This window comes from Sporolactobacillus sp. KGMB 08714 (assembly GCF_036598985.1).
Taxonomy (GTDB): Bacteria; Bacillota; Bacilli; order Bacillales; family Sporolactobacillaceae; genus Sporolactobacillus.
Window position 1 is genome coordinate 106,976 of sequence record NZ_JAUUBW010000002.1, and the last position, 19,549, is coordinate 126,524.

Below are 19,549 nucleotides of genomic sequence, written 5' to 3' on the forward strand. Positions count from 1 at the left end.
AGATAGAAATTTGGTTGGCGAAGAATCGATAAATCTATATAGGGCTTGCTGAACCAATATCAAATTAGGTTTTTATCAGGATTTTTAAGCTGTTTTGAAAGCGTTGTGGATTAAAAGGAAACACGCGTTCGCAATTTGTGCCAAAAAGCGCAGAGAAGCCCTGAGGCGCCTCTCCAGGTTCATAACCAGGAACTTGAGCGCAATTACCGTTTCGCTGCTCTCTTTCAGCAGCGTGTCAATCCGGTTCAGGCCAAAACGGCGCTTGCCCTCGCCAAACTTTCCCTCTATGGGAATCCGTCCCTTGAAATCGCGCCGGTCGGTTTTCCGTTCTGCTTTCTGAAGGCTTTTATCTTTCGGTTTGCGACCCAGTTTCGGACCGCTGAGCCGGATGTGGCGGTCCCTGCAGTAGGTTGGGTTGTCCCGGCTTCGATAGAGGGTATCCGCCAGCACGGCTTCCGGATAGAAGCCATACTGCTGACGATAGTTTTCCACCGATCGCTGAAGCGTCTTTCCTTCGTTGAAGTTGTCCCAGTCCAGCCGCTCGATCCGGGCATCACCATTCACCAGGCTGATCGCCACTTTGGCCCCGAACTCGGTGTTGGTTCTCGCTTTTCCGCGCACAATCGGGCGGATGTGCGGCTGGGACAGGCTGACAATCCGGTCGTCAATCCGATGCTTGTGCTGGCGGTACATCTCGTCCTGCTGACGGTACAGTTCGTGAATGACCAGCAGGTAACGGTAATGGGGTTAGGGACGACTGGGCAGACAGCTTTTTAAGGATCCTGAGATCTCTTTTCACAAAACGCAGCTGTCTGCCCAGAGCCTTCCGGCGTCTGGCGGCGCCGGGCCGGCGCTGCTTGGCCACCGCCAAATAGGCTCGATGCGCCTTCCGCCTGTAGGTTCTCGGCTTCCGTTGCCACCGTTTCCGGATCGGTTCATAAAGTTCATCGATCATCTGTTCCAGTTTCTCACGCGCCTGGTTGAGCAGCGACAAGTCCGTGGGATAGGCGATATCGGCCGGGGTACAGGTGGCGTCCAGAAGGAGCTTTCCCTGATGCTTCGTCCCGTCGGACGAACCCGCTTTTTCGGCTCCCTTTTCTGAATCCCTCGGGGGTTTGGGATCCTGATGATGGCTGTCCCGCGGACGCTGCTGATCGTCCGGCTGATCGCTCTGGATCAGCCATTCGTTGATCTGATCAATGTCCCGTTTCTTCAGCCGTTTGCGGAACCGGGCCATCATCGAGTGATGAAAAGGCGGGCGCTGCTGGAAACCCGGGAGGCCAAGAAAATACTGCATGTAGGCGTTTTCCATGATCTCCTGCACGGTTTCCCGGTCCGAGGTGCCCTGACGCTGCTGGATAATCAGGGCGCCCAGGGCTAGCCGCGCCGAGAAAGGCCGGGTCCCTTTGGCCGTCGCTTTTTTAAAGGTCGCGGCGTAGTGTTCCTCCACCTTCCACCAGGGAATAAGTTGGGCCAGCCTCACCCAGCGGTTATCTTTATTCAACGTTCCTTCAAAGGGAAGAAAAAAGTCTTCCGGCAGAATCATTTGATGTTCCTGATATTTGTACAATCCGGTCGCCCCATGTGCCAGGTTTTTTCCCGAAAAAGCCCGGGAATACAGGATTTCTCCTTGCCTATCTATTCGACAAAAGTGCTCAAAAAGCCTGCCGTATCAACATTTTCTTTATGTTCAGCAAGCCCTAAATAGGGGAAAAACATCAGAACAATATCAACCTTTTACGGCTGACCATTCCAGCGCTAAAATGTCTTACATTGATTACATATATAGAAAGTTGCCGTTACAGGAACCGAAAAGAACCGTGGACATCTGCTTCTTATCGGTCATTGGAAATATGAATCCAAAGATTTACTGGACAATACACATACACTGATTTAAAAGGACAGTGCAGCGCTACACTCTTTTCCGGCATTTTTTTCGAACCCTGCGGACGGACACGGCCAGTACAGGAACCATTACGGCCCCAAACATTAGGCAGGTCTCCGGATTCAAATAATTATCAGGAATATGTATCTCTTGACCCCACTTCTGAGGAAATCCTGGCAGAAGTTACTCCAGGATTTCCTCAGGTAATCATCGAATATAATTACTTGACTGCCACTCATGGTCACCAATGTAATCATCCCGATAAGCTTTCGAAAAACGGTCAGAATGGAGCTGCCAAAACCCATCAAAGGTGTCTCTTTAGGATTTGTTTGATGGCGCCCCCTTTTGTTGATGTGGGTTCATGTTAGAAGCTCTTCGAACATTCCAGTTAGTGTAACGGACAGTTATTCACAAGTTGATTATTTTATATTTCCTAGACAAACAAAAAGGGATGTGCACCAACCATTGTTTAGGCACATCCCTATTAGATGAAACGTATGAAGGCTTTATTGAACCGATGGATCTTCGTCTGCCATCATTAGGTGCGCAGACATGGTGGTAAAGGTTCGCGGCAAGGCAAGGATGTTTGGATGCGGCCCGACAAACTTTTTCTTGGCGTCTTCAAGCGCTTCTTCGAAGGTTGCACGGGTCTTCAACCCCATTGCCCGAGCATAGCCTGGTTTTTCAGCGCCGACGATGTAGATCGCACTGGTGTCCTTTTCCGCCAAGCCCGCACAGGCCATCATGGAGAAGCCATGGAACGGATGGAAGGCATTGGTGTAGCGGTAGCGACGGATGTATTCCTTGTTCGTCGCATAGTATTCACCCAACCGATTCATGTCGCTAAGCTTGTTCATATTCAACTTGTCTTCGGTCCAATCCTTGTACAGCTCACGCATATATGGCCAGCGATTATCATTGAAAAATCCATTACACAAGGAGGAACAGATGAAAACGCAGTGGTCGCTCATAATCCGTTCATCACGTATAACTTGGGCAGATAAAGCCTGCATCATCATGATCGGATCTGTTCCCATACCGTCGCCGTAGTGGAACTTCTGCGGCATGCCAAAGACGATCACATCATACTTCTTCTTGGCCCACGGTACAAAAGTTCGCTTGTTGGCCGTTTTCCAGGCGATCGGTTGCATCTCCTTCGCCCAGCCACTGTTGATTTCGATTTGCCGGGACTGACTATCTAAGACCGCGTCGCAGCAGAAGAACTTTTTGTCCATGGACTTCTCTTGCCACTGGCCGATCTGATCGAATTTGTGCCGCATGGTCGAGTGCGTGCTGACCGGCACAAAATCCTTCTTGTGCATGACCGCTGGCACATGGTGGGCGGCGATGGAGCGCCAGTGGTTCAACCCTGTCGCACAGTGCTTATAGCCACCGGAATACCCACCGTATGGGTTCCCTTGAGTGTGACCGATCATGATGGCCACATCGCTATCATAGACGTACTTATTCAAGAAAACACGATCACCGGCTTCATTGTATCCGCAGTCCACTAAGTGATTATAGTCCTCACTATCGTGGTTGATGATCTGGTGCTTGTACCAAAAGCGATTGAAGATGTCGTCGCCCAAAATTTTATGGATCTCTTCTTGGGTGTTCTTGGGGTGCAGACCGTTTGAGCAAATCATCAAAATATTTTCATCCGGCAACCCGATACGGCCGAGCTCCTCCAAGATGACTCGTATAGCCATCTTACGGTGAGAGGTTGGCTGAGTACCACCCTTGACGATGTCCGGGAAGATAATAGTAACCTTTGAGTCCGGATTAGCCAGATGATCCAGTGTTTCCATACCAATCGGGTGCCTGATGGAATCGATGTAGGCTTGTTCCAGCTTGTCTTCTGGAATGCATGGTGGATCAGAAACTGTTTCGCCGGGAATGAAGACATCGGTGTCATCCGGTAACTCGGCAGACATCGTCCCTGCCCCATATTCAAATTCAAATCTTTTCATGACTTGCCACCCCACTTGCATACTTTTTCGCAATATCGATGAACTGGTCTGGATAAAAACCAATGCGTTCAGAGAAGTTCGTTAAGGCTATCAATCCGCCGTCGATATCCGGCAACCCGGCGATCTCTTGGGCGTTGGTTTCCTTCAGCCCGCCTCCATAAAGGATCGGGATATCAGCACCGATTAGCTCATGAATGTAGGCTGCAACGGCTTCGATCGCATTGCCGTCTGGCACCGGCCGATTCGGTCCGATCGCCCAGATCGGTTCATATGCGATTTTCAGATTGTGCAGATTGATCTTGTCCGAGTCAAAGTTAAGTTGGGCCTTGATCACATCTTTCCATGACCCGTCATCTCGGACCGCAGCTGATTCACCGACGCAATACAGCACCCTCATATTGGCGTGCTGGGCCATTTGGATTCCTGCTTGTAAGTCGTCATGGATCGCCTGAAGGTTCTTGTCATCATCGGCACTGACTTGACGCAAAAAATTGAGCTTAGCCGCACGCTCTTCGCTATGACCAATGATCGTGTCGTGCACCCCGAGACCTGTCATTGCACTGGCCGGCCGCATCGTCGTATAGGCGCCAATGTTGCCATCTTCAAACGTGTCATGGCGGAAGACGGACTGACATCCGATCTTTATTGGAGACTGCACGCTCTTGGCTGCCTGCGCTGTCAGAATATATGCCTCTGGGAGATAAAAGACGAATTGGTAGTCCAGTGACGAAAACTGATTGATTGTCGCATTCAGCTGAACCATGATACTTTGAGCCCAATCCTTTTTTTCTGAAAGTGCATAGTCATTCACACCGCCCAATGCGCGCTGGATGTCAAAACGCTTCAGATTAACGTGGATATACTTCATTTGTCACTGTACCTTGCAACTTTTGGTGCCATGCCCAACATGTCGAATTGAACGATCAAGGTGCCCATGATCTCCTGAGTTCCCATGCTAATCGCAAGGTTCAGACGTTCTTGAGCTGCGTCTTTTGCCTGGTTGGTCGTGACCAGATCCATAGCTGGTGCCAGAAAGGTTCGTGGATCAATATCGCCAAGGTGTTTCTTCAAGAGGGCGTAAACACCAGAAACGGATGGTTCCTTGGCAAACTCCGGATCATTATAGGCTATCTCGCGCATGTTACGCGTACAGGCCATGCGGATATCACTGTCTATGTTGATCTTATTGATGCCGCACTTGATAGCGGTTTTCAGCTGGTCGATCGGGATACCTCCGCTACCATTGACGTTACCTCCAAACCGGTTAATCTCGGACACGATATATTGCGGAATTGTGGAAGAACCGTGAGAAACCAGGTTGACGTCGATGCCTTCGTTCAAAAAGAGTTCCTTGATCGCAATGATCACCTGCATACGTAACTTGATGTTCGTACCCTTGTTTGCACCGTGCTTGGTACCATAGGAGACCGCCAAAGAATCGACGCCGGTGCGCTTGGCAAAATCAAGAGCCTGCAGCGGGTTGGTATAGCTGGAGTTTTTGGCAAATACATGATCCTCGACCCCGGCGAGTACTCCAAGTTCCCCTTCAACAGTAACATTGTACCTGTGTGCATAGTCGACGACCTGCTTGGTCAGTGCCACATTTTCTTCGAATGGCTTCGAGGATCCATCGATCATGACGGAAGTATAACCGCCCTCGATGCAGGCTTTAACCACATCAAAGGTTAAACCGTGATCTAGATGCAAAACGATCGGAATACTTGCAGTTTTAGCCCTCTTGGCCACATAACTACCCAGCAGCTCAGCTCCGCGCTTGATGTCGTCTAGAGTGCCATGCTTGAAATCTACATTCCCGCTGATGAACGCATTGCTCAACTGTGCGCCTTGCAGAAACAATGGAGCGTGCATAGCTTCGTGGATTGTGATTGCTGCGTCGACTTGTTCCAGCATGTTCACGTTAAAGGCTGCCTGTGCGTATCCGTACTTATCCGCCGTCTTTAATAATGCATTTCCGTTTATTAACATTGTTTACTTCATCCCTTTAAGCCGTATAACTGGCTAACTTGTCTTCTTCTGTCAGCGTTACGTTCATCTTACCTTCGGTATAGCCTTCAAAGTCCATGGCAACATATAAAAAGCCGAGTTCCTTGAACTTCTTAGTCACTATATCGCGCTTAGCCACCAGATCTACAATCTTTTCCGGCGCAACTTCTAGCCGCACTATATCGCCGTGATGCCGGACGCGAACCGTGTTGAATCCTAAGCTATGCATGAAGCGTTCACCGTCGATAACTTGGTTGATCATCTTCCTGGTGATGTGAGTGTTATACGGGAAGCGGGAGCACAGACTGCAAGAAGCGACCTTATTCCACACATTGATGCTGTCTGCCTTGGCCATGCGGCGCACATCGGTTTTGTAGTAACCAGCAATCTGCAGTGGACTGATGACGCCTGCTTCATCTTTTGCCTTCATGCCTGGGCGGAAGTCCTTAAAGTCATCTATGATCATTCCGTCGTAAACGGTTGCTATGCCGTGGCTGGCCGCTACGTGCTTGATGGTGGTGTACAGTTCTTTCTTGCTGCTGTACCAAGTGTTTGGACGGTTGTTAGCGATCGCTGATATGTGCAGTTCGTGCATATAAGTACCTTCAAAATTGATTCCTAGAATTTCGGCGGTCTTCTTGGCCTTGTCGAATTCCTCGTTTGTGAACAGCTCAGAGTTGACAATCACGGCCAAAACGTTCTCTTTGCCTAGCACTTCTACGGCCTTCTTGGTCAGGTAAACGCTGTCAATACCACCGGAAAAAGCAATTGCGACTTTGTCTTGCTTCTTAATTTCGTTAATCAATGCTTGTTCTTTTTCTTCCATTATCTTCATATTTCCACCTTCATTTTTTGCTAACTGTTTGACGTTTTAATAATTGGTACGGAAATTCTACTATGACCGACATCTTGCGGATCTTATTAATGCGTTCGAGAATCATCCGCACGCTCATCCGGCCTAACTCATCTAATGGAATGTGAACCGTTGTCAATAGTGGCTTGTAATCCTGAATCAAATCAATGTCATCAATGCTGATCACCGAAACGTCCTCTGGAATCCTGTATCTCAACTCGGTCAGTGCTTGAATAGCACCGATTCCGGCAAGGTCGTTCCCACAGAAGATAGCGGTGAACTGAGGATCATACTGATCCAACAATGCTTGATAAGCACTTTTAATTGTAAAGCGACATTCGACAATGTTCTTTCTGGAAACTTTATCGTTAAAGAATCTCATGGTATGAGTGTAACCTTTGTAGCGCATCTCCCCAGACGTTTCGCCAAGGTACATGATGTTTTCGTGCCCCTGATCATGCAGATAATTGACTGCCGTCACCGCAGCTGAATAGCCGTTACAGATTACCTGGTCTAACTCGCTATAAAGCAGCCTGTTCAAGCCAACGTAGATATACGCCTTAACGTGATTGCGTACCTTGTCGTAGAGCCAGTCGCTAAATTTCCCAAGAATCAACAGGCCATCAATGCAATGCTCTGCAAAGAAGCTGTTGGCATCTGTGATCCGTAACGCCGCAGACAACATGCTGAATTCCACGGTGTCACCGCGCACCATGATTTCTTTTTCGATCACTCGTGCCAGTTTCATGAAAAATGGATTGTAGTCATCTCTGTCCAACCGGGCAAAGATGATACCAAACTTCAGTTGGTGCTTATCGGCATCCGGATTCCCCTTCTTCAGGCTCTGTGCAGTCTTGTTCGGTACATAGTGGCTTTCCTTGGCGATCTGCCAGATCTTTTCCCTCACTAAATCTCGGGCCGCCTTTTCTGCATTGCCGTTCAACACGCGTGACACTGTTGAGACCGACACCCCAGCCATCTTGGCGATATCTTTTAATGTCACCTGATCTTTCATAGCCAATCCCACCATAATTTCTTTATTCGGACTTCATAAAGTATGCATTTTCAGTAGAATGACCGATGACCAGATTTCCGACGAGATAGTCCTGCTCGCCCCTGCATGATACGATCCTCCTTCCAAACCAATAGGCGTTCTGTTGCTTGGAGTGTATATAAGCAGTTTTCCTATCCATCAGCCCACAATAAATTTATCCCCCCTCACACCATCCAGTTTAAAGGGAAGATGAAAAAGCAAAGTACAAATTTATGCAAACGTTTTATTTGATTCAGTAAGCCCGAAATTTTAACTCAAGTTAGATAGTTCCTAGGTACTTAAAAAGTTCTAAATCAATGTTATTGTTACTTTTCTTCGGCAGTAATGTGTGCCTGAGGATTGGAAGGTCAAAGGTAACAAAATGCACCTATTTCTCAAGCTGGACACACATCTCAAGAAGAAGGTCCATCATTATCATTCGGCGAACCGATGTTCTTTCGTTGTATTGATCTCAGGCAGCATTACTACTATCTTTTTTTCAAGAAAATCTTCTTAAACAGATGCCTATATTATACAGAATAAATTAAAAATGTAGCTGTTATAAAAGTGCTTACATAAATAATCAATTTACGCAACTTAACGACAAAAAGCAAACGTTATCATAGATACTACAAATATTGATTTGTCGCAATGATATTATGACGGTGCGAAGAAGATAATCATCGATAAAGGAGGCGTTCACGATGAAATTCGTTGATATTGATATCGCAAAGGTGGACATCGATCGGGTTAACCGTAAAGGCTTTTCAGAAGTGATTTACAGCAGCGGTAAGACTGCCAAGCAGATTAAACAGATCATACAGGTCTTGTTGGATAAAGATGAAAGCGTCTTGGCCACCCGGGTATCCCAAGAGAAATACAACTATCTCACTCAATACTTTACTGATCTGCACTACGACGTGCATGCGGAGATTCTGACCACCGGTAGGCCAAATCCCGAGCTCAAGAAAGGCGCACTATATGTTGTATGCGCCGGCACCTCTGACTTAAAAATCGCATGGGAGACTATTGACGTTGCCAAATGGATGGGTATACACGTGGAGCACATTTTCGACATCGGAGTAGCTGGACTCCACCGATTGCTCAGCTACCAAGATGAACTGCAAAAGGCTGATGTGATCATCGCTATTGCCGGGATGGAAGGGTCGCTGCCAACCGTCGTGGCCGGGTTAGTCGATGCACCAGTAATTGCAGTTCCGACCTCGATCGGTTATGGTGCGAATCTCCAGGGGATCACAACAATGCTGTCGATGCTGACGTCTTGCTCGTCTGGGATGACCGTCACTAACATCGATAACGGCTTCGGCGCAGCTTATCAAGCAGGTTTAATGATCAAACGAATGAACCGGAGTGACCAATCATGACTAAAACACTATATATCGATTGCGGATACGGCATTGCCGGGGACATGACCTTGTCGGCTCTGTGTGGGCTCGGAGTCGACATCGAATACGTCAGCACAGAGTTGCGTAAGGTGGTAAACTTCGACTTTGACCTCAAGATTGTTAAAAATAATCAATTCGACATCACTGCTAACCGGCTGGCACTGAAATTCGGCGATAAAGTTCATTCGGCGCATGGGCACCACCATAATCACTACGTAGAGATCAAGCAGATGATCCAAGAAAGTGGCCTAAACAACCATGTCAAGGACATGAGCCTGCGCGTATTTGAAACTATTGCTAAGGCTGAAAGCAAGATCCACGGTGTACCAATTGAAGATGTTGCGTTCCACGAGGTAGGGGCGATGGATTCGATCATCGACATTGTCGGAAATTGCATCGCCATCGACAAGCTGGGCGTTGATCAGATCGAATGCACACCGGTTCCGACCGGGCACGGTAAGATCAATGTGCAGCACGGACTGTATCCGGTGCCGGCTCCGGCGACTTTGGAGGTGCTGAAAGATGTGCCACTGAGCAATTTTTCTGTTGAAGGCGAGCTGACTACTCCGACCGGCGCAGCGCTTGTTAAGACATTGACTACGAACTTTGTCACTGACATCAACGGCACAGTCAAAGCAATCAGCTACGGCAGTGGCACTAACAAATTCGATCATCCAAACGTGTTGAGGACTATGGTGCTTGATGTTGATAAAAAAAAAGACCAAGTCTATAGCCTGACCTGTGAAATCGATGACATGACCGGCGAAGTTCTTGGTAACTTTCTCCAGGAAACCATGGCTGATGGTGCACTTGATATCTACTATACGCCGATCATTATGAAGAAAAACCGCCCGGCATTCCAGATCACGCTTTTGTGTAAGCTGGCCGATCGTGCCAAGTTCGAACGGCGACTACTGACTGAGACTTCGACGTTTGGCGTGCGGATCGCCAAGATGACCCGCGCGATCCTTGATCGTCGTTTCGAGACTCTGGTACTTGACGAAGGGGAGCTTAAGGTCAAATGCGGCTACTACCAAGACAAGTTAGTCAAGGTTACGCCGGAATACGAGGCTGTCAAACATCTGGCTGAAGCCAATCGTTTGAGTTTCCTGGTCATGTATAACCTCAGTGTTTCAGCGATTCAAAACCACTATTTTAACTTCTAGAAAAGATTTTTTATGCATCTTCCAGAAAACTATTTAACCATCAGCATCTCACGTTGGATCCAGGTAGTTTTCTTCAGTAACGGGGGGATTACTAGCACCTTCAATATGGTGCCGTTTGAAGAAAAAGGTTGATCACTTGATCATTCTATCAAGTGATTGTCTTTTAATTGGAGGGGAGTATCATCATTCAGACGGGATTGATTTATTTCTTTATCGTACTTTGTGCCAATGTAATAGGTGCAATCTCAGGGATGGGTGGAGGAGTCATCATCAAGCCAGTGCTTGACGCGTTAGGTCGCAGCACTCTGCTTGCGATTAATTTCTACTCGAGTTTTGCTGTGTTTATCATGTCCATCGTATCAACATATAAACAGGCTAAAAACGGTATCGATATTGAATGGGGCGAGGCCTTACGTTTGGCTATCGGATCGGTAATTGGCGGTTATCTGGGCAATGTCCTGTTGGTCTGGTTAACTCATATCTTAAATAACGATCACTTGGTCAACATAATTCAGATTATCCTCTTGATTATCACCCTGATCTTAGCGTTGATCTTCACTCGCCCACTGCACCTCAAGTTCTCCCAGGGCATGAAACTGTCGCTACTATTTGGTAGCGGAATTGTGTTAGGCCTGCTGGCAACTCTGCTTGGTATCGGTGGCGGCCCGATCAACGTTGCATTGTTGATTTCCGTATTTTCGTTTGCACCAAAATCAGCGACGACCTTTTCGATCATCACGATCTTCTTCTCCCAAATCTCCAAACTGGCTGGCAGCATACCAATGCTCGATGAGATGCAGATTTCAGGCCTCATCTTGATCTTCATCCTCTGCTCCGCAGTACTAGGAGGTTACTGCGGAGCAGTTCTAAGCCACAAGTTATCTTCGAAGCACGTTTTAATACTATATAGGATCACCGTACTTGGTGTTATTATATTAAACGTTGTAAACGGTTTGAAATTGCTGATTTTGGCTTAAGCTTTCTCCGACTCTTTTTTTTTCTGACAAACATATTGAAAACGTTTTCGTAGTTTTTTCGTTTATTGTTTCTCTCTTCCCCTAAAATTAACTTGTAAAAAATAATACAAGATAGAAGGTGAATTTAATGGCAACAAATCTTGCTATTGAGGGAAATGAAAAATTAAAAGGGACATTTCCTCGAGTTTTAACCTTCAAAGAGAAATTTGGGTACGCCGCAGGGGATCTTGGTAATAATTTTCTCTTTGAAATGGGGCAACTGTATTTACTAAAGTACTTTACCGACGTTATCGGTCTGCCTGCTATTACTGCAGGCAGCGTATTCTTGGTTGCTAAAATCTGGGATGCTTTTGCTGATATCGGTGTAGGTACTGCGATCGATCACCGTAAAAATATAGGTAAGCGTGGGCGCTTCCGTCCATTCATTTTATGGTCAACGCTTCCGTTAGGCCTACTGTTAATTGCTAACTTTACGGTTCCAGATTTTTCGTTAACAGGTAGAGAAATTTGGTCATATGTGACCTACATTCTATTTGGGACAGTATACAGTATATCTAATATCGCCTATGGGTCAATGCAACCGACAATGACGAAAAATAGTGTTGAGCGATCAATGCTGGCCGGATGGCGGACGATTGGTTCTAATTTTGGGGTGCTAATATCTACGGTAGCATTTATGCCAATCGTTTTGATACTACCAACTGAAAAAATTGGTTATTCTGTTGCTGCCGCTGCCTTTGCAATTAGCGGGGTTGCATGCCAGTTATTTTGCTACTTCTGTATTAAAGAACACTATGAAGACGAAAAGACTCGACTGAAGGCAATGGAAGCAGAAGAGGGCACCGGCGAGAACAAAGGATTTCGTGGATTTAAAGAAATTATGAAGTCATATGGTGCCGTGTTCAAGAATGGCCCACTTCTGATTCTTTGCTTATCAAACCTTTTTACTTTCTCAGCATTTAATGTTAAGCAGGCCGTTCAGTTCTACTTTGCGCAATATGTACTTCATAATATCACGATTATTTCCTATATGACATTCTTCACTATGGGATTCGCCATTCTAGCATCTGCAATGATCCCATTTTTCACCAAACGAATTGGCAAAAAATATACATTTATTCTCGGATGCTTAATTTGGGCAGTTTCAGATGGTATTGGTTATTTCCTGACAAACTCTGCTATTACTTTTACTATTTTCACGAGCATTTCTTATTTTGGGAACGGTTTAATCGGTGGTCTTAACTGGGCACTTATTTCTGACGTTGTCGAATACGGTGAATGGAAAACCAGTGTTCGTTCAGAAGGGATTGTTTATTCGTCTTACACATACTTCCGTAAGCTGTCTCAGGCGGCTGCGGGGGTTGTTCCCGGGATTGTCTTAGCCACAGTGGGTTATATTCCGAACCAAGCGCAAACTGCCCAAGCATTAGGTGGGATTCGTGGATTGGTCTTTATATATCCCGTAGTTATGGCGGCATTAACAGTAATTTTAATGCTTATTTATCCATTAACTGAACAAAAATATGGACAAATTATGATTGACCTTCAAGAACGACATCAAAAATTGATGGAGTAAGTATATGCTACAGGAGCTATTAGCTATTTTTGCAATCATTTTTATATCCCAGGGGGTTCAAACCATAACAGGTTTTGCCGGAACGATGCTGGCACTTCCGTTTTTAGTGCTGATCATGAATATCGTTGATGCTAAGGTATTACTAATGTTTGTGGGCTTTGTCTGGAGTATATGGATTTTAAGAGAAGAATTTAGCTATATAAATTGGCAAATCGTCAGATTCGTGTGTCTCATAATGCCAATTGGTATGCTTTTAGGTATCTGGTTGACAGGTACGATATCTGATCAATTGCTGTTATGGATTATGTCGGGTGTTATTATTTTGGCGGCACTATACAATTTGCTGTTAGCTAAATATCAGAAAAGCAATAGTGCAGAAAAGCCAGTAACCTGGAAGGGTATATTAATTGTTCTTTTTGCCGGAGTAATTCATGGCCTGTTGATCATGGGCGGTCCCCTGTTAGTTCTTTTTGTGAACGAACATTACAGTTCGAAAGAAAGTTACCGTGCAACACTTTCACTTATCTGGATATTGTTGAATCTAATTTTATTAGTTAGCTTTATGTGGCAACATGTAATAAAGATCGAAGTTCTCGCACTTTCGGCGTACAGTATGATACCGCTCATTGTGTCGATGATAGCAGGTAACTGGATTTATCAGAAAGTGGATAATTCCAAGTTTACGACTATTACAAATTTCACATTGCTTTTAGCAGGAATCATGACACTTTTTAAATAATCGTTTTGAAGGCAAATGTAAGTGTCACTAAATTTGGCTTCTATTATATATAACTAAAACATTTCTGAAGAGAAGAGGAAATATTATGTTGACTTTTGATACTAAGACGACAAGTAACTTTCCCAAGAAAGAATTTGAAACTTTTCAGGACAATCATTTGAGCACCTTGAAGAAAATCATTGAAACAAATCCAGATACGGATGCTCATAAGAACGACTTGGGTTGGTTTAAGATCGACAAGTGGGCTTCCGACCAATGTATAAGCGAACTGAATGTACTTGCTGAGAAAGTGCGGAACAATGCTGATGTCCTGGTTCTTGTTGGTGTCGGTGGCTCAAACCAAGCTGCACGTGCTGTAATTGAAGCATTAAGCAAAAAGAATGCAAAATGCAAGATTGTTTATGCGGGTATTAATTTGTCTGCGAACTACTACAACAAACTGCTAGATGACATTACAGACAAAGAAGTTTATGTTGACATTATTGCCAAAAATTTTGAAACATTGGAACCAGGCATTGGATTCCGAATCTTTAAGCCATTTCTTCAAAAAAAGTATGGTAACAGCTATTCTAAACATATGATCGTAACAGGGACGATTGGCAGCCCGTTCGAAGAATTGGCAAAAGCTGAAAACTATCCATTCTTGATTTTCCCAACTGATATTGGTGGACGTTATTCCGCATTTAGTGATGTAGGTCTTTTCCCAATGGCTGTTGCTGGAATAGATATCACCGAACTGATTAAGGGAGCTCGCGAGATACGGAATGCCCTCCAGAAAAACCAAACTGTAAGCAACCCAGCATATCGGTATGCATGCTTCCGGAACTATCTGTTGCAAAACGACTATAAGATCGAGATCCTCGCTCATTTTGAACCTCAATTAGACTTATTTGGCCGCTGGTGGACACAATTGTTTGCCGAAAGTGAAGGGAAGGAAGATAAGGGGATTTATCCAGTCTCACTTTCCTATTCAGAAGATCTACACTCTGTTGGTCAATATGTACAACAAGGGCAAAAAGACTTGTTAGAAACATTCCTCATTGTGGATAACAAGAGTAGTTCACTGACCATTCAACCAAGCCATGTGGGAGATAATTTTGACTATCTGAATGGCAAGGATTTGTGGGATATTAACAAAGTGTCCGAATATTCGACTATCGAAGCGCATAGACAAATCAATGTACCTGTATTTGAAATACATTTATCTGAACTTTCTACAAAGAGTTATGGCGAGTTGTTCTACTTCTTTGAGTTCGCTGTTTACATTTCAGGGACGATCCTTGACATAAATCCGTTTGACCAGCCTGGTGTTGAGGCATACAAGACTCTGATGTTCAAAGGATTGGGTAAGTAATTCCAATAACGCAGACTATCATAACCCACTACGTAAAATGTTTGAATGCCCGAGTTTACTTCTTAGTTTCGTAAAGGGTAACCCGGGTATTTTGCATCAAAAAAAGAGTAGTGACTTGCATAATTATACCAATGAGAAAGAGGTCTGATGCTGACTTTTGGCCTCCTTGTTATAATCTTCCGGGAATTCAGGTAGTAAGTCAAAGTCATAGGGTTGCATTTTTCCTGTAAGGAAAACGTTTGCAGAATTTGTAGGAAAAGCTCTTCGTTACCTAATTAAACTATAATTGAGGGTTTATTTATCGAAAGGGAGACACTTATGAAACACAATTTATTGGTAATTCACGGCGGTGGCCCAACTGTTGTATTGAATAGCTCTTTGTATGGAGTTATCCGGGAAAGTCAGGAACATTTGGACGTCATTGACCACGTCTGGGGTGCCCGTAATGGGGTTCAAGGAGTATTAAAGGATGATTTTATCGATTTGGCTATAAAATCAAGTCGTGATATCGATGCTTTATTAACATCGCCTGGGACCGCAATTGGTTCATCTCGATATCCTCTGGATGAAGATGCCTATAATGCAATCGTGGATCACCTCGAGAAAAACAATATTAAATATGTTTTGATGTCTGGTGGTAACGGCACTATGGCCACATGTGGTGAATTAAGTCGTATCTGTACAGAGCGCAACACAAAAATTTACGTAATGGGCATGCCTAAGACGATAGATAACGATATTGCGGTAATCGATCATTGCCCTGGATACTTAAGTGCCGCAAAATATATTATCCAAACAACTCGTGAAGTTACTGCTGATGTACATTCTTTACCGATCCATGTCTGCATTATCGAAGCAATGGGACGTAATGCTGGGTGGATCACCGCTGCAAGTGCTTTAGCGTCAAATGATGATGACTTAAAACCTGATCTGATCTATGTTCCGGAACGTGTCTTCGATGAGAAACAATTTTTAGCGGACGTCAAAGAAATCTATGATAAGAAAGGCTACGCTGTTGTTGTCGCAAGTGAAGGCCTGCGCAGTGCTAATAACAAGCCGATCGTTCCAGAAATCTTCCGACAAGGACGTTCTGTATACTATGGCGAAGTTGGCAATTACCTAGCGAACCTAGTTATCAAGAAGTGGCATATCAAGGCACGCAATGAAAAACCTGGTCTTATTGGCCGCAGTTCGATTTATCTCCAATCATCAATTGATCGTGAGGAAGCTGTTCAAGTTGGCAGACGTGCTGTAAAAGCAGCCTTGGATGGAGAAAGTAATAAGATGGTTGGCATCTTTAAATCGCAAAATGAAAATGGTACTTACCAAGCTGAATATCGGTTAATCGACATTAAAAATGTCATGATGACGGAAAAGAAGCTCCCGGATAATTTCATTTCTGAAAAAGGTAACTATGTTACCAAAGATTTTGCAGAATGGTTAGAACCAATGCTAACAAAATCAGATTACTTTCCAATCGTTAACTTTAACTGATCCAATATGGATCTTGTGTTGCGACGTCAATTAAGGAGGATAATTTGTATGAAAGACATCTATAAGAACTCGAGCTACCCAATTGAGAAACGTGTCGAAAACTTAATGTTACAGATGACGTTAGACGAAAAAATCGCTCAATTATGTGGTAACTTACCATATAATCTCATTGAGAACGGCCAAATTAACAAAGAAAGACTTAAAGAAATTGGTCATAATGGTTTAGGTCGATTAACACAGTATTCGTTGGTTGGTCTGGTAAATCGTAACGATATTGCACGGATTTCTAACGAACTTCAGGACTATTTCGTTAGTGAAACAAGACTTGGAATTCCCGTGGCATTACAGTCTGAAAATCTTGTGGGTTATCCTGGTGAAGGGGGGACACTTTTCCCAGGGATGACTAATTTAGCGGCAACTTGGGATGAAAAGTTAGCCTATCAAATGAGTTCAATTATAGGTCAGGAATCTCATGCGGTCGGAATCAATTCAGCTATGAGTCCGGTTATTGATGTATCACGAGATCCGCGGTGGGGCCGTACTTATGAAACATTCGGCGAAGATCAGTACTTAATCAGCCAGATGGGTACTAGTTATATTAAAGGAATGCAAGAGCAAGGTGTAAGCGCTATTGCTAAACATTTCTTAGGTTACTCAGAAACACAAGGGGGATTAAATCTGGCTACAGAGCGGCTTAATGACCGCGAGCTCTACGAAGTATTTGCTACACCTTTTGAGGCTGCCATCAAGGACGCTGATCTTGACGCCATTATGGCCTCTTATGCGGAAATTGATGGATTGCCGATTGGTGCAAATCCTAAAGTCACACGTCGATTACTTCGCAACACTATGGGATTTAAAGGCATGTTAATTTCCGATGGAGCTGCTATTTGGAAGATGTATGATTACTTTAAAATCGCAAGAAGCTATTCTGAAGCAGGACTAATTGCTAAAAAGGGCGGATTGGACTCAGAGATTCCAGTTGGCAATGCGTTTGGGATGCTGGGGAAGTATGTCCGTGAAGGGCAGCTTGATATTAAATATATCGATGAATCCGTACGTAGAGTACTAACCATTAAGTTTAAGCGTGGGTTGTTTGAGGATCCATATGTGAAAGTTGATAACTTAGCAGTTTCAATGACTAATTCGAAAAAACAAGAAGTTAGTCACATGATTGCAAGTGAATCAATCGTTCTTCTGAAGAATGCAGATCAATTGTTACCTCTTGATAAAGGACAGAAGATTTCGGTTATTGGACCTCATGCAGATAGTATTCGCTATCCAGTAAGCGGTTATAGTTATCCGGCTTACCTAGAGATGATCAATGCTTCCGAAAATAGGGATGATGCAAAAGTCTCCTTTAATGGCATGATAGATGAAAAGAATAAGAATAAAACACCTGAGAGTTCAGGTTATGGATTTATTAGCGGAATGTTCAGCCACCCCGAAGAGATTAATGTGGCAAAAGTCTCAACAATCATTCGCAATGTGGGTGGTATTTCATTGAGAGAAGCATTGGCAAAACAGTTCGAAGTTCAGTACGAACAAGGATGCGATATCACTGATAAAGACGAGAGCCACTTTGATGAGGCTGTTGCTGTGGCAGAAGAATCCGATGTCATTATTGCAACTCTTGGTGGTAATAGTGGTTGGGTCAACGTTACCGGTGGTGAAGGTAAAGATCGGTCCGGGTTAGGTCTACCGGGCGTTCAACAGAAGCTTTTGGAACGGTTGGTTTCCACGGGCAAACCAGTTGTATTGGTGCTCTTTGGACCAGGGATCTTTGCTCTTCCATGGGCAAAGGAACATGTTGGCGCAATTCTACAGAGCTGGTTACCAGGACCATTTGGTGGGCAAGTGCTTGCTGACATTATCTCCGGCAAGCAAAATCCTGAAGGTAAGCTTCCCGTCACAATTCCAAGAAGTGTTGGTCAGGTTCCATGCTTCTACAATCATAAGGTTGGTAGTGGCTATAGTGACGCTATTGATCATGAGACAGATGATGTGATATTTACTGGTGGCTATGTGGATGAGGATTTCCGTCCACTCTTTGAATTTGGCTATGGTATGAGCTATTCAACGTTTAAGATCAGTGATTTTACTCTAAAAGAGAATAGGTTGTCTACAACCGATTTGATCAAATGCGAATGCACAGTCGTAAATATAAGCAACGTCACAGGAGCAGAAGTAGTTCAGCTATATTATCACTTTTTGGATGCACATGTTGTTCGCCCAAATAAGCAATTGATTGCTTATAAGAAAGTGCGATTAGCACCACACGAAAAGAAGCGAGTTAAGTTTGAGGTCAAAATAAATCAGCTGGGCTTCTACAATGAAAATATGGACTTTGTCGTTGAACCTGGTCAGGCATTGATTGCAATCGGTGATAGTTCTGAAAAGATTGTTGATACTGCCGAAATTTATATTGAAGGGAAAGCTATCACCGTTTTAGGTAAACGATCATATCGGAATATGCCTAAAATTGAAGATATTTAATCACGCTTTGGAAGATGTTGTTATCAGATGTGGCGCAGACATTGAACTAAAAGGCCAGATTCAGGAGATCTGGTCTTTTTTCTACGACAAGTTTGTTGAATCAAGTATAAATTTTTGTCGAAGAAAGCCTTCTAATGAAATTCTTTAGCCCTGATAACTGCGGTGGAAACTAATTTTATAGAAAATTATATATTTATTTAATTTATACTGAAACTTGAAACATCAAAAACTTCAAAGCTTACCCTGTACGGGGGAAAGGCAAAAATAAAAGCATGAACACCGACAACTCAGTATAATTGAAGTGTCGAAACCCAATTAATTGAGGAGTGTTTATGCCATAAATATAGCACGAAATGGCAATCATATATTGGGATTTTATACTTATTATTCCATTAAAAATCATCATTTTACTTCTTGGATGCTTTATTCTCGCAATAGGAATCTTTTTTGAAATTGATGCAAACGTAATTAAGAATCCAGGTGAAGGCTTGATAAGAGCAATCAGCATCAACGTTAAACTAGAGTTAGTCTAAATAGTGGACACGTCAAAATGGGATTCCGTATGATTAAACTATCCTAGAAAAGGGCGTGTTCAA

14 protein-coding genes and 1 pseudogene are annotated in these 19,549 nt (G+C 44.1%); 8 read left to right on the top strand and 7 right to left on the bottom strand.

All coding sequences use genetic code 11. The annotated features are described in order from the left end of the window. Positions 1 to 84: 84 nt before the first annotated feature. The 7 genes and pseudogenes from Q6A92_RS02030 to Q6A92_RS02060 all read right to left on the bottom strand — a co-directional run bounded on the left by Q6A92_RS02030 (position 85) and on the right by Q6A92_RS02060 (position 7,727). Positions 85 to 1,570 (bottom strand): annotated as a pseudogene (locus tag Q6A92_RS02030) (IS5 family transposase). Positions 1,571 to 1,912: 342 nt separating this feature from the next. Next, on the bottom strand, positions 1,913 to 2,065 hold the full coding sequence (locus Q6A92_RS02035; RefSeq protein WP_332236875.1) for an energy-coupling factor ABC transporter permease: 153 nt from the start codon (positions 2,063 to 2,065) through the stop codon (positions 1,913 to 1,915). A gap of 326 nt (positions 2,066 to 2,391) precedes the next feature. Then, entirely contained in the window at positions 2,392 to 3,855 is a 1,464-nt protein-coding gene (locus Q6A92_RS02040) for a lactate racemase domain-containing protein (protein WP_332236862.1), read from the bottom strand. After that, complete coding sequence (locus Q6A92_RS02045) at positions 3,842 to 4,723, bottom strand: triose-phosphate isomerase family protein (RefSeq protein WP_332236863.1); 882 nt, start codon at positions 4,721 to 4,723, stop codon at positions 3,842 to 3,844. Before Q6A92_RS02045 ends, Q6A92_RS02040 begins: the two co-directional genes overlap by 14 nt. Further along, positions 4,720 to 5,841, bottom strand: a complete 1,122-nt coding sequence (locus tag Q6A92_RS02050; RefSeq protein WP_332236864.1) for a class II fructose-bisphosphate aldolase — start codon at positions 5,839 to 5,841, stop codon at positions 4,720 to 4,722. Before Q6A92_RS02050 ends, Q6A92_RS02045 begins: the two co-directional genes overlap by 4 nt. Before the next feature lie 16 nt (positions 5,842 to 5,857). Continuing rightward, a complete protein-coding gene (gene larE, locus Q6A92_RS02055) occupies positions 5,858 to 6,685 on the bottom strand; it encodes an ATP-dependent sacrificial sulfur transferase LarE (protein WP_332236865.1) in 828 nt (275 codons plus the stop codon). A gap of 19 nt (positions 6,686 to 6,704) precedes the next feature. After that, positions 6,705 to 7,727, bottom strand: coding sequence for a LacI family DNA-binding transcriptional regulator (locus Q6A92_RS02060; protein ID WP_332236866.1), 1,023 nt, complete (start codon positions 7,725 to 7,727; stop codon positions 6,705 to 6,707). A gap of 722 nt (positions 7,728 to 8,449) precedes the next feature. Here Q6A92_RS02060 and larB point away from each other — a divergent pair. From larB to Q6A92_RS02100, 8 genes are all read left to right on the top strand, one after another. Further along, the gene (gene larB / locus Q6A92_RS02065) at positions 8,450 to 9,130 is read left to right on the top strand and encodes a nickel pincer cofactor biosynthesis protein LarB (protein WP_332236867.1); all 681 of its coding nucleotides are present in this window, start codon (positions 8,450 to 8,452) and stop codon (positions 9,128 to 9,130) included. Next, positions 9,127 to 10,317, top strand: a complete 1,191-nt coding sequence (gene larC / locus Q6A92_RS02070) for a nickel pincer cofactor biosynthesis protein LarC (RefSeq protein ID WP_332236868.1) — start codon at positions 9,127 to 9,129, stop codon at positions 10,315 to 10,317. The genes larB and larC overlap by 4 nt, the downstream gene beginning before the upstream one ends. Before the next feature lie 197 nt (positions 10,318 to 10,514). Beyond that, positions 10,515 to 11,294, top strand: coding sequence for a sulfite exporter TauE/SafE family protein (locus Q6A92_RS02075; RefSeq protein ID WP_332236876.1), 780 nt, complete (start codon positions 10,515 to 10,517; stop codon positions 11,292 to 11,294). Positions 11,295 to 11,421: 127 nt separating this feature from the next. After that, positions 11,422 to 12,870, top strand: coding sequence for a glycoside-pentoside-hexuronide (GPH):cation symporter (locus tag Q6A92_RS02080; protein WP_332236869.1), 1,449 nt, complete (start codon positions 11,422 to 11,424; stop codon positions 12,868 to 12,870). A gap of 4 nt (positions 12,871 to 12,874) precedes the next feature. Next, positions 12,875 to 13,609 carry a sulfite exporter TauE/SafE family protein gene (locus Q6A92_RS02085; protein WP_332236870.1) on the top strand — a complete coding sequence of 245 codons (735 nt, stop codon included), beginning with the start codon at positions 12,875 to 12,877 and terminating at the stop codon, positions 13,607 to 13,609. A gap of 85 nt (positions 13,610 to 13,694) precedes the next feature. Beyond that, complete coding sequence (locus tag Q6A92_RS02090; protein WP_332236871.1) at positions 13,695 to 14,963, top strand: glucose-6-phosphate isomerase; 1,269 nt, start codon at positions 13,695 to 13,697, stop codon at positions 14,961 to 14,963. Between the two features lie 318 nt (positions 14,964 to 15,281). Next, complete coding sequence (locus Q6A92_RS02095) at positions 15,282 to 16,457, top strand: diphosphate--fructose-6-phosphate 1-phosphotransferase (protein WP_332236872.1); 1,176 nt, start codon at positions 15,282 to 15,284, stop codon at positions 16,455 to 16,457. A 48-nt stretch (positions 16,458 to 16,505) separates the two neighbouring features. Beyond that, positions 16,506 to 18,953 (top strand): glycoside hydrolase family 3 N-terminal domain-containing protein, encoded by a 2,448-nt coding sequence (locus Q6A92_RS02100; RefSeq protein WP_332236873.1) that lies wholly within the window; start codon positions 16,506 to 16,508, stop codon positions 18,951 to 18,953. Positions 18,954 to 19,549: the final 596 nt, after the last annotated feature.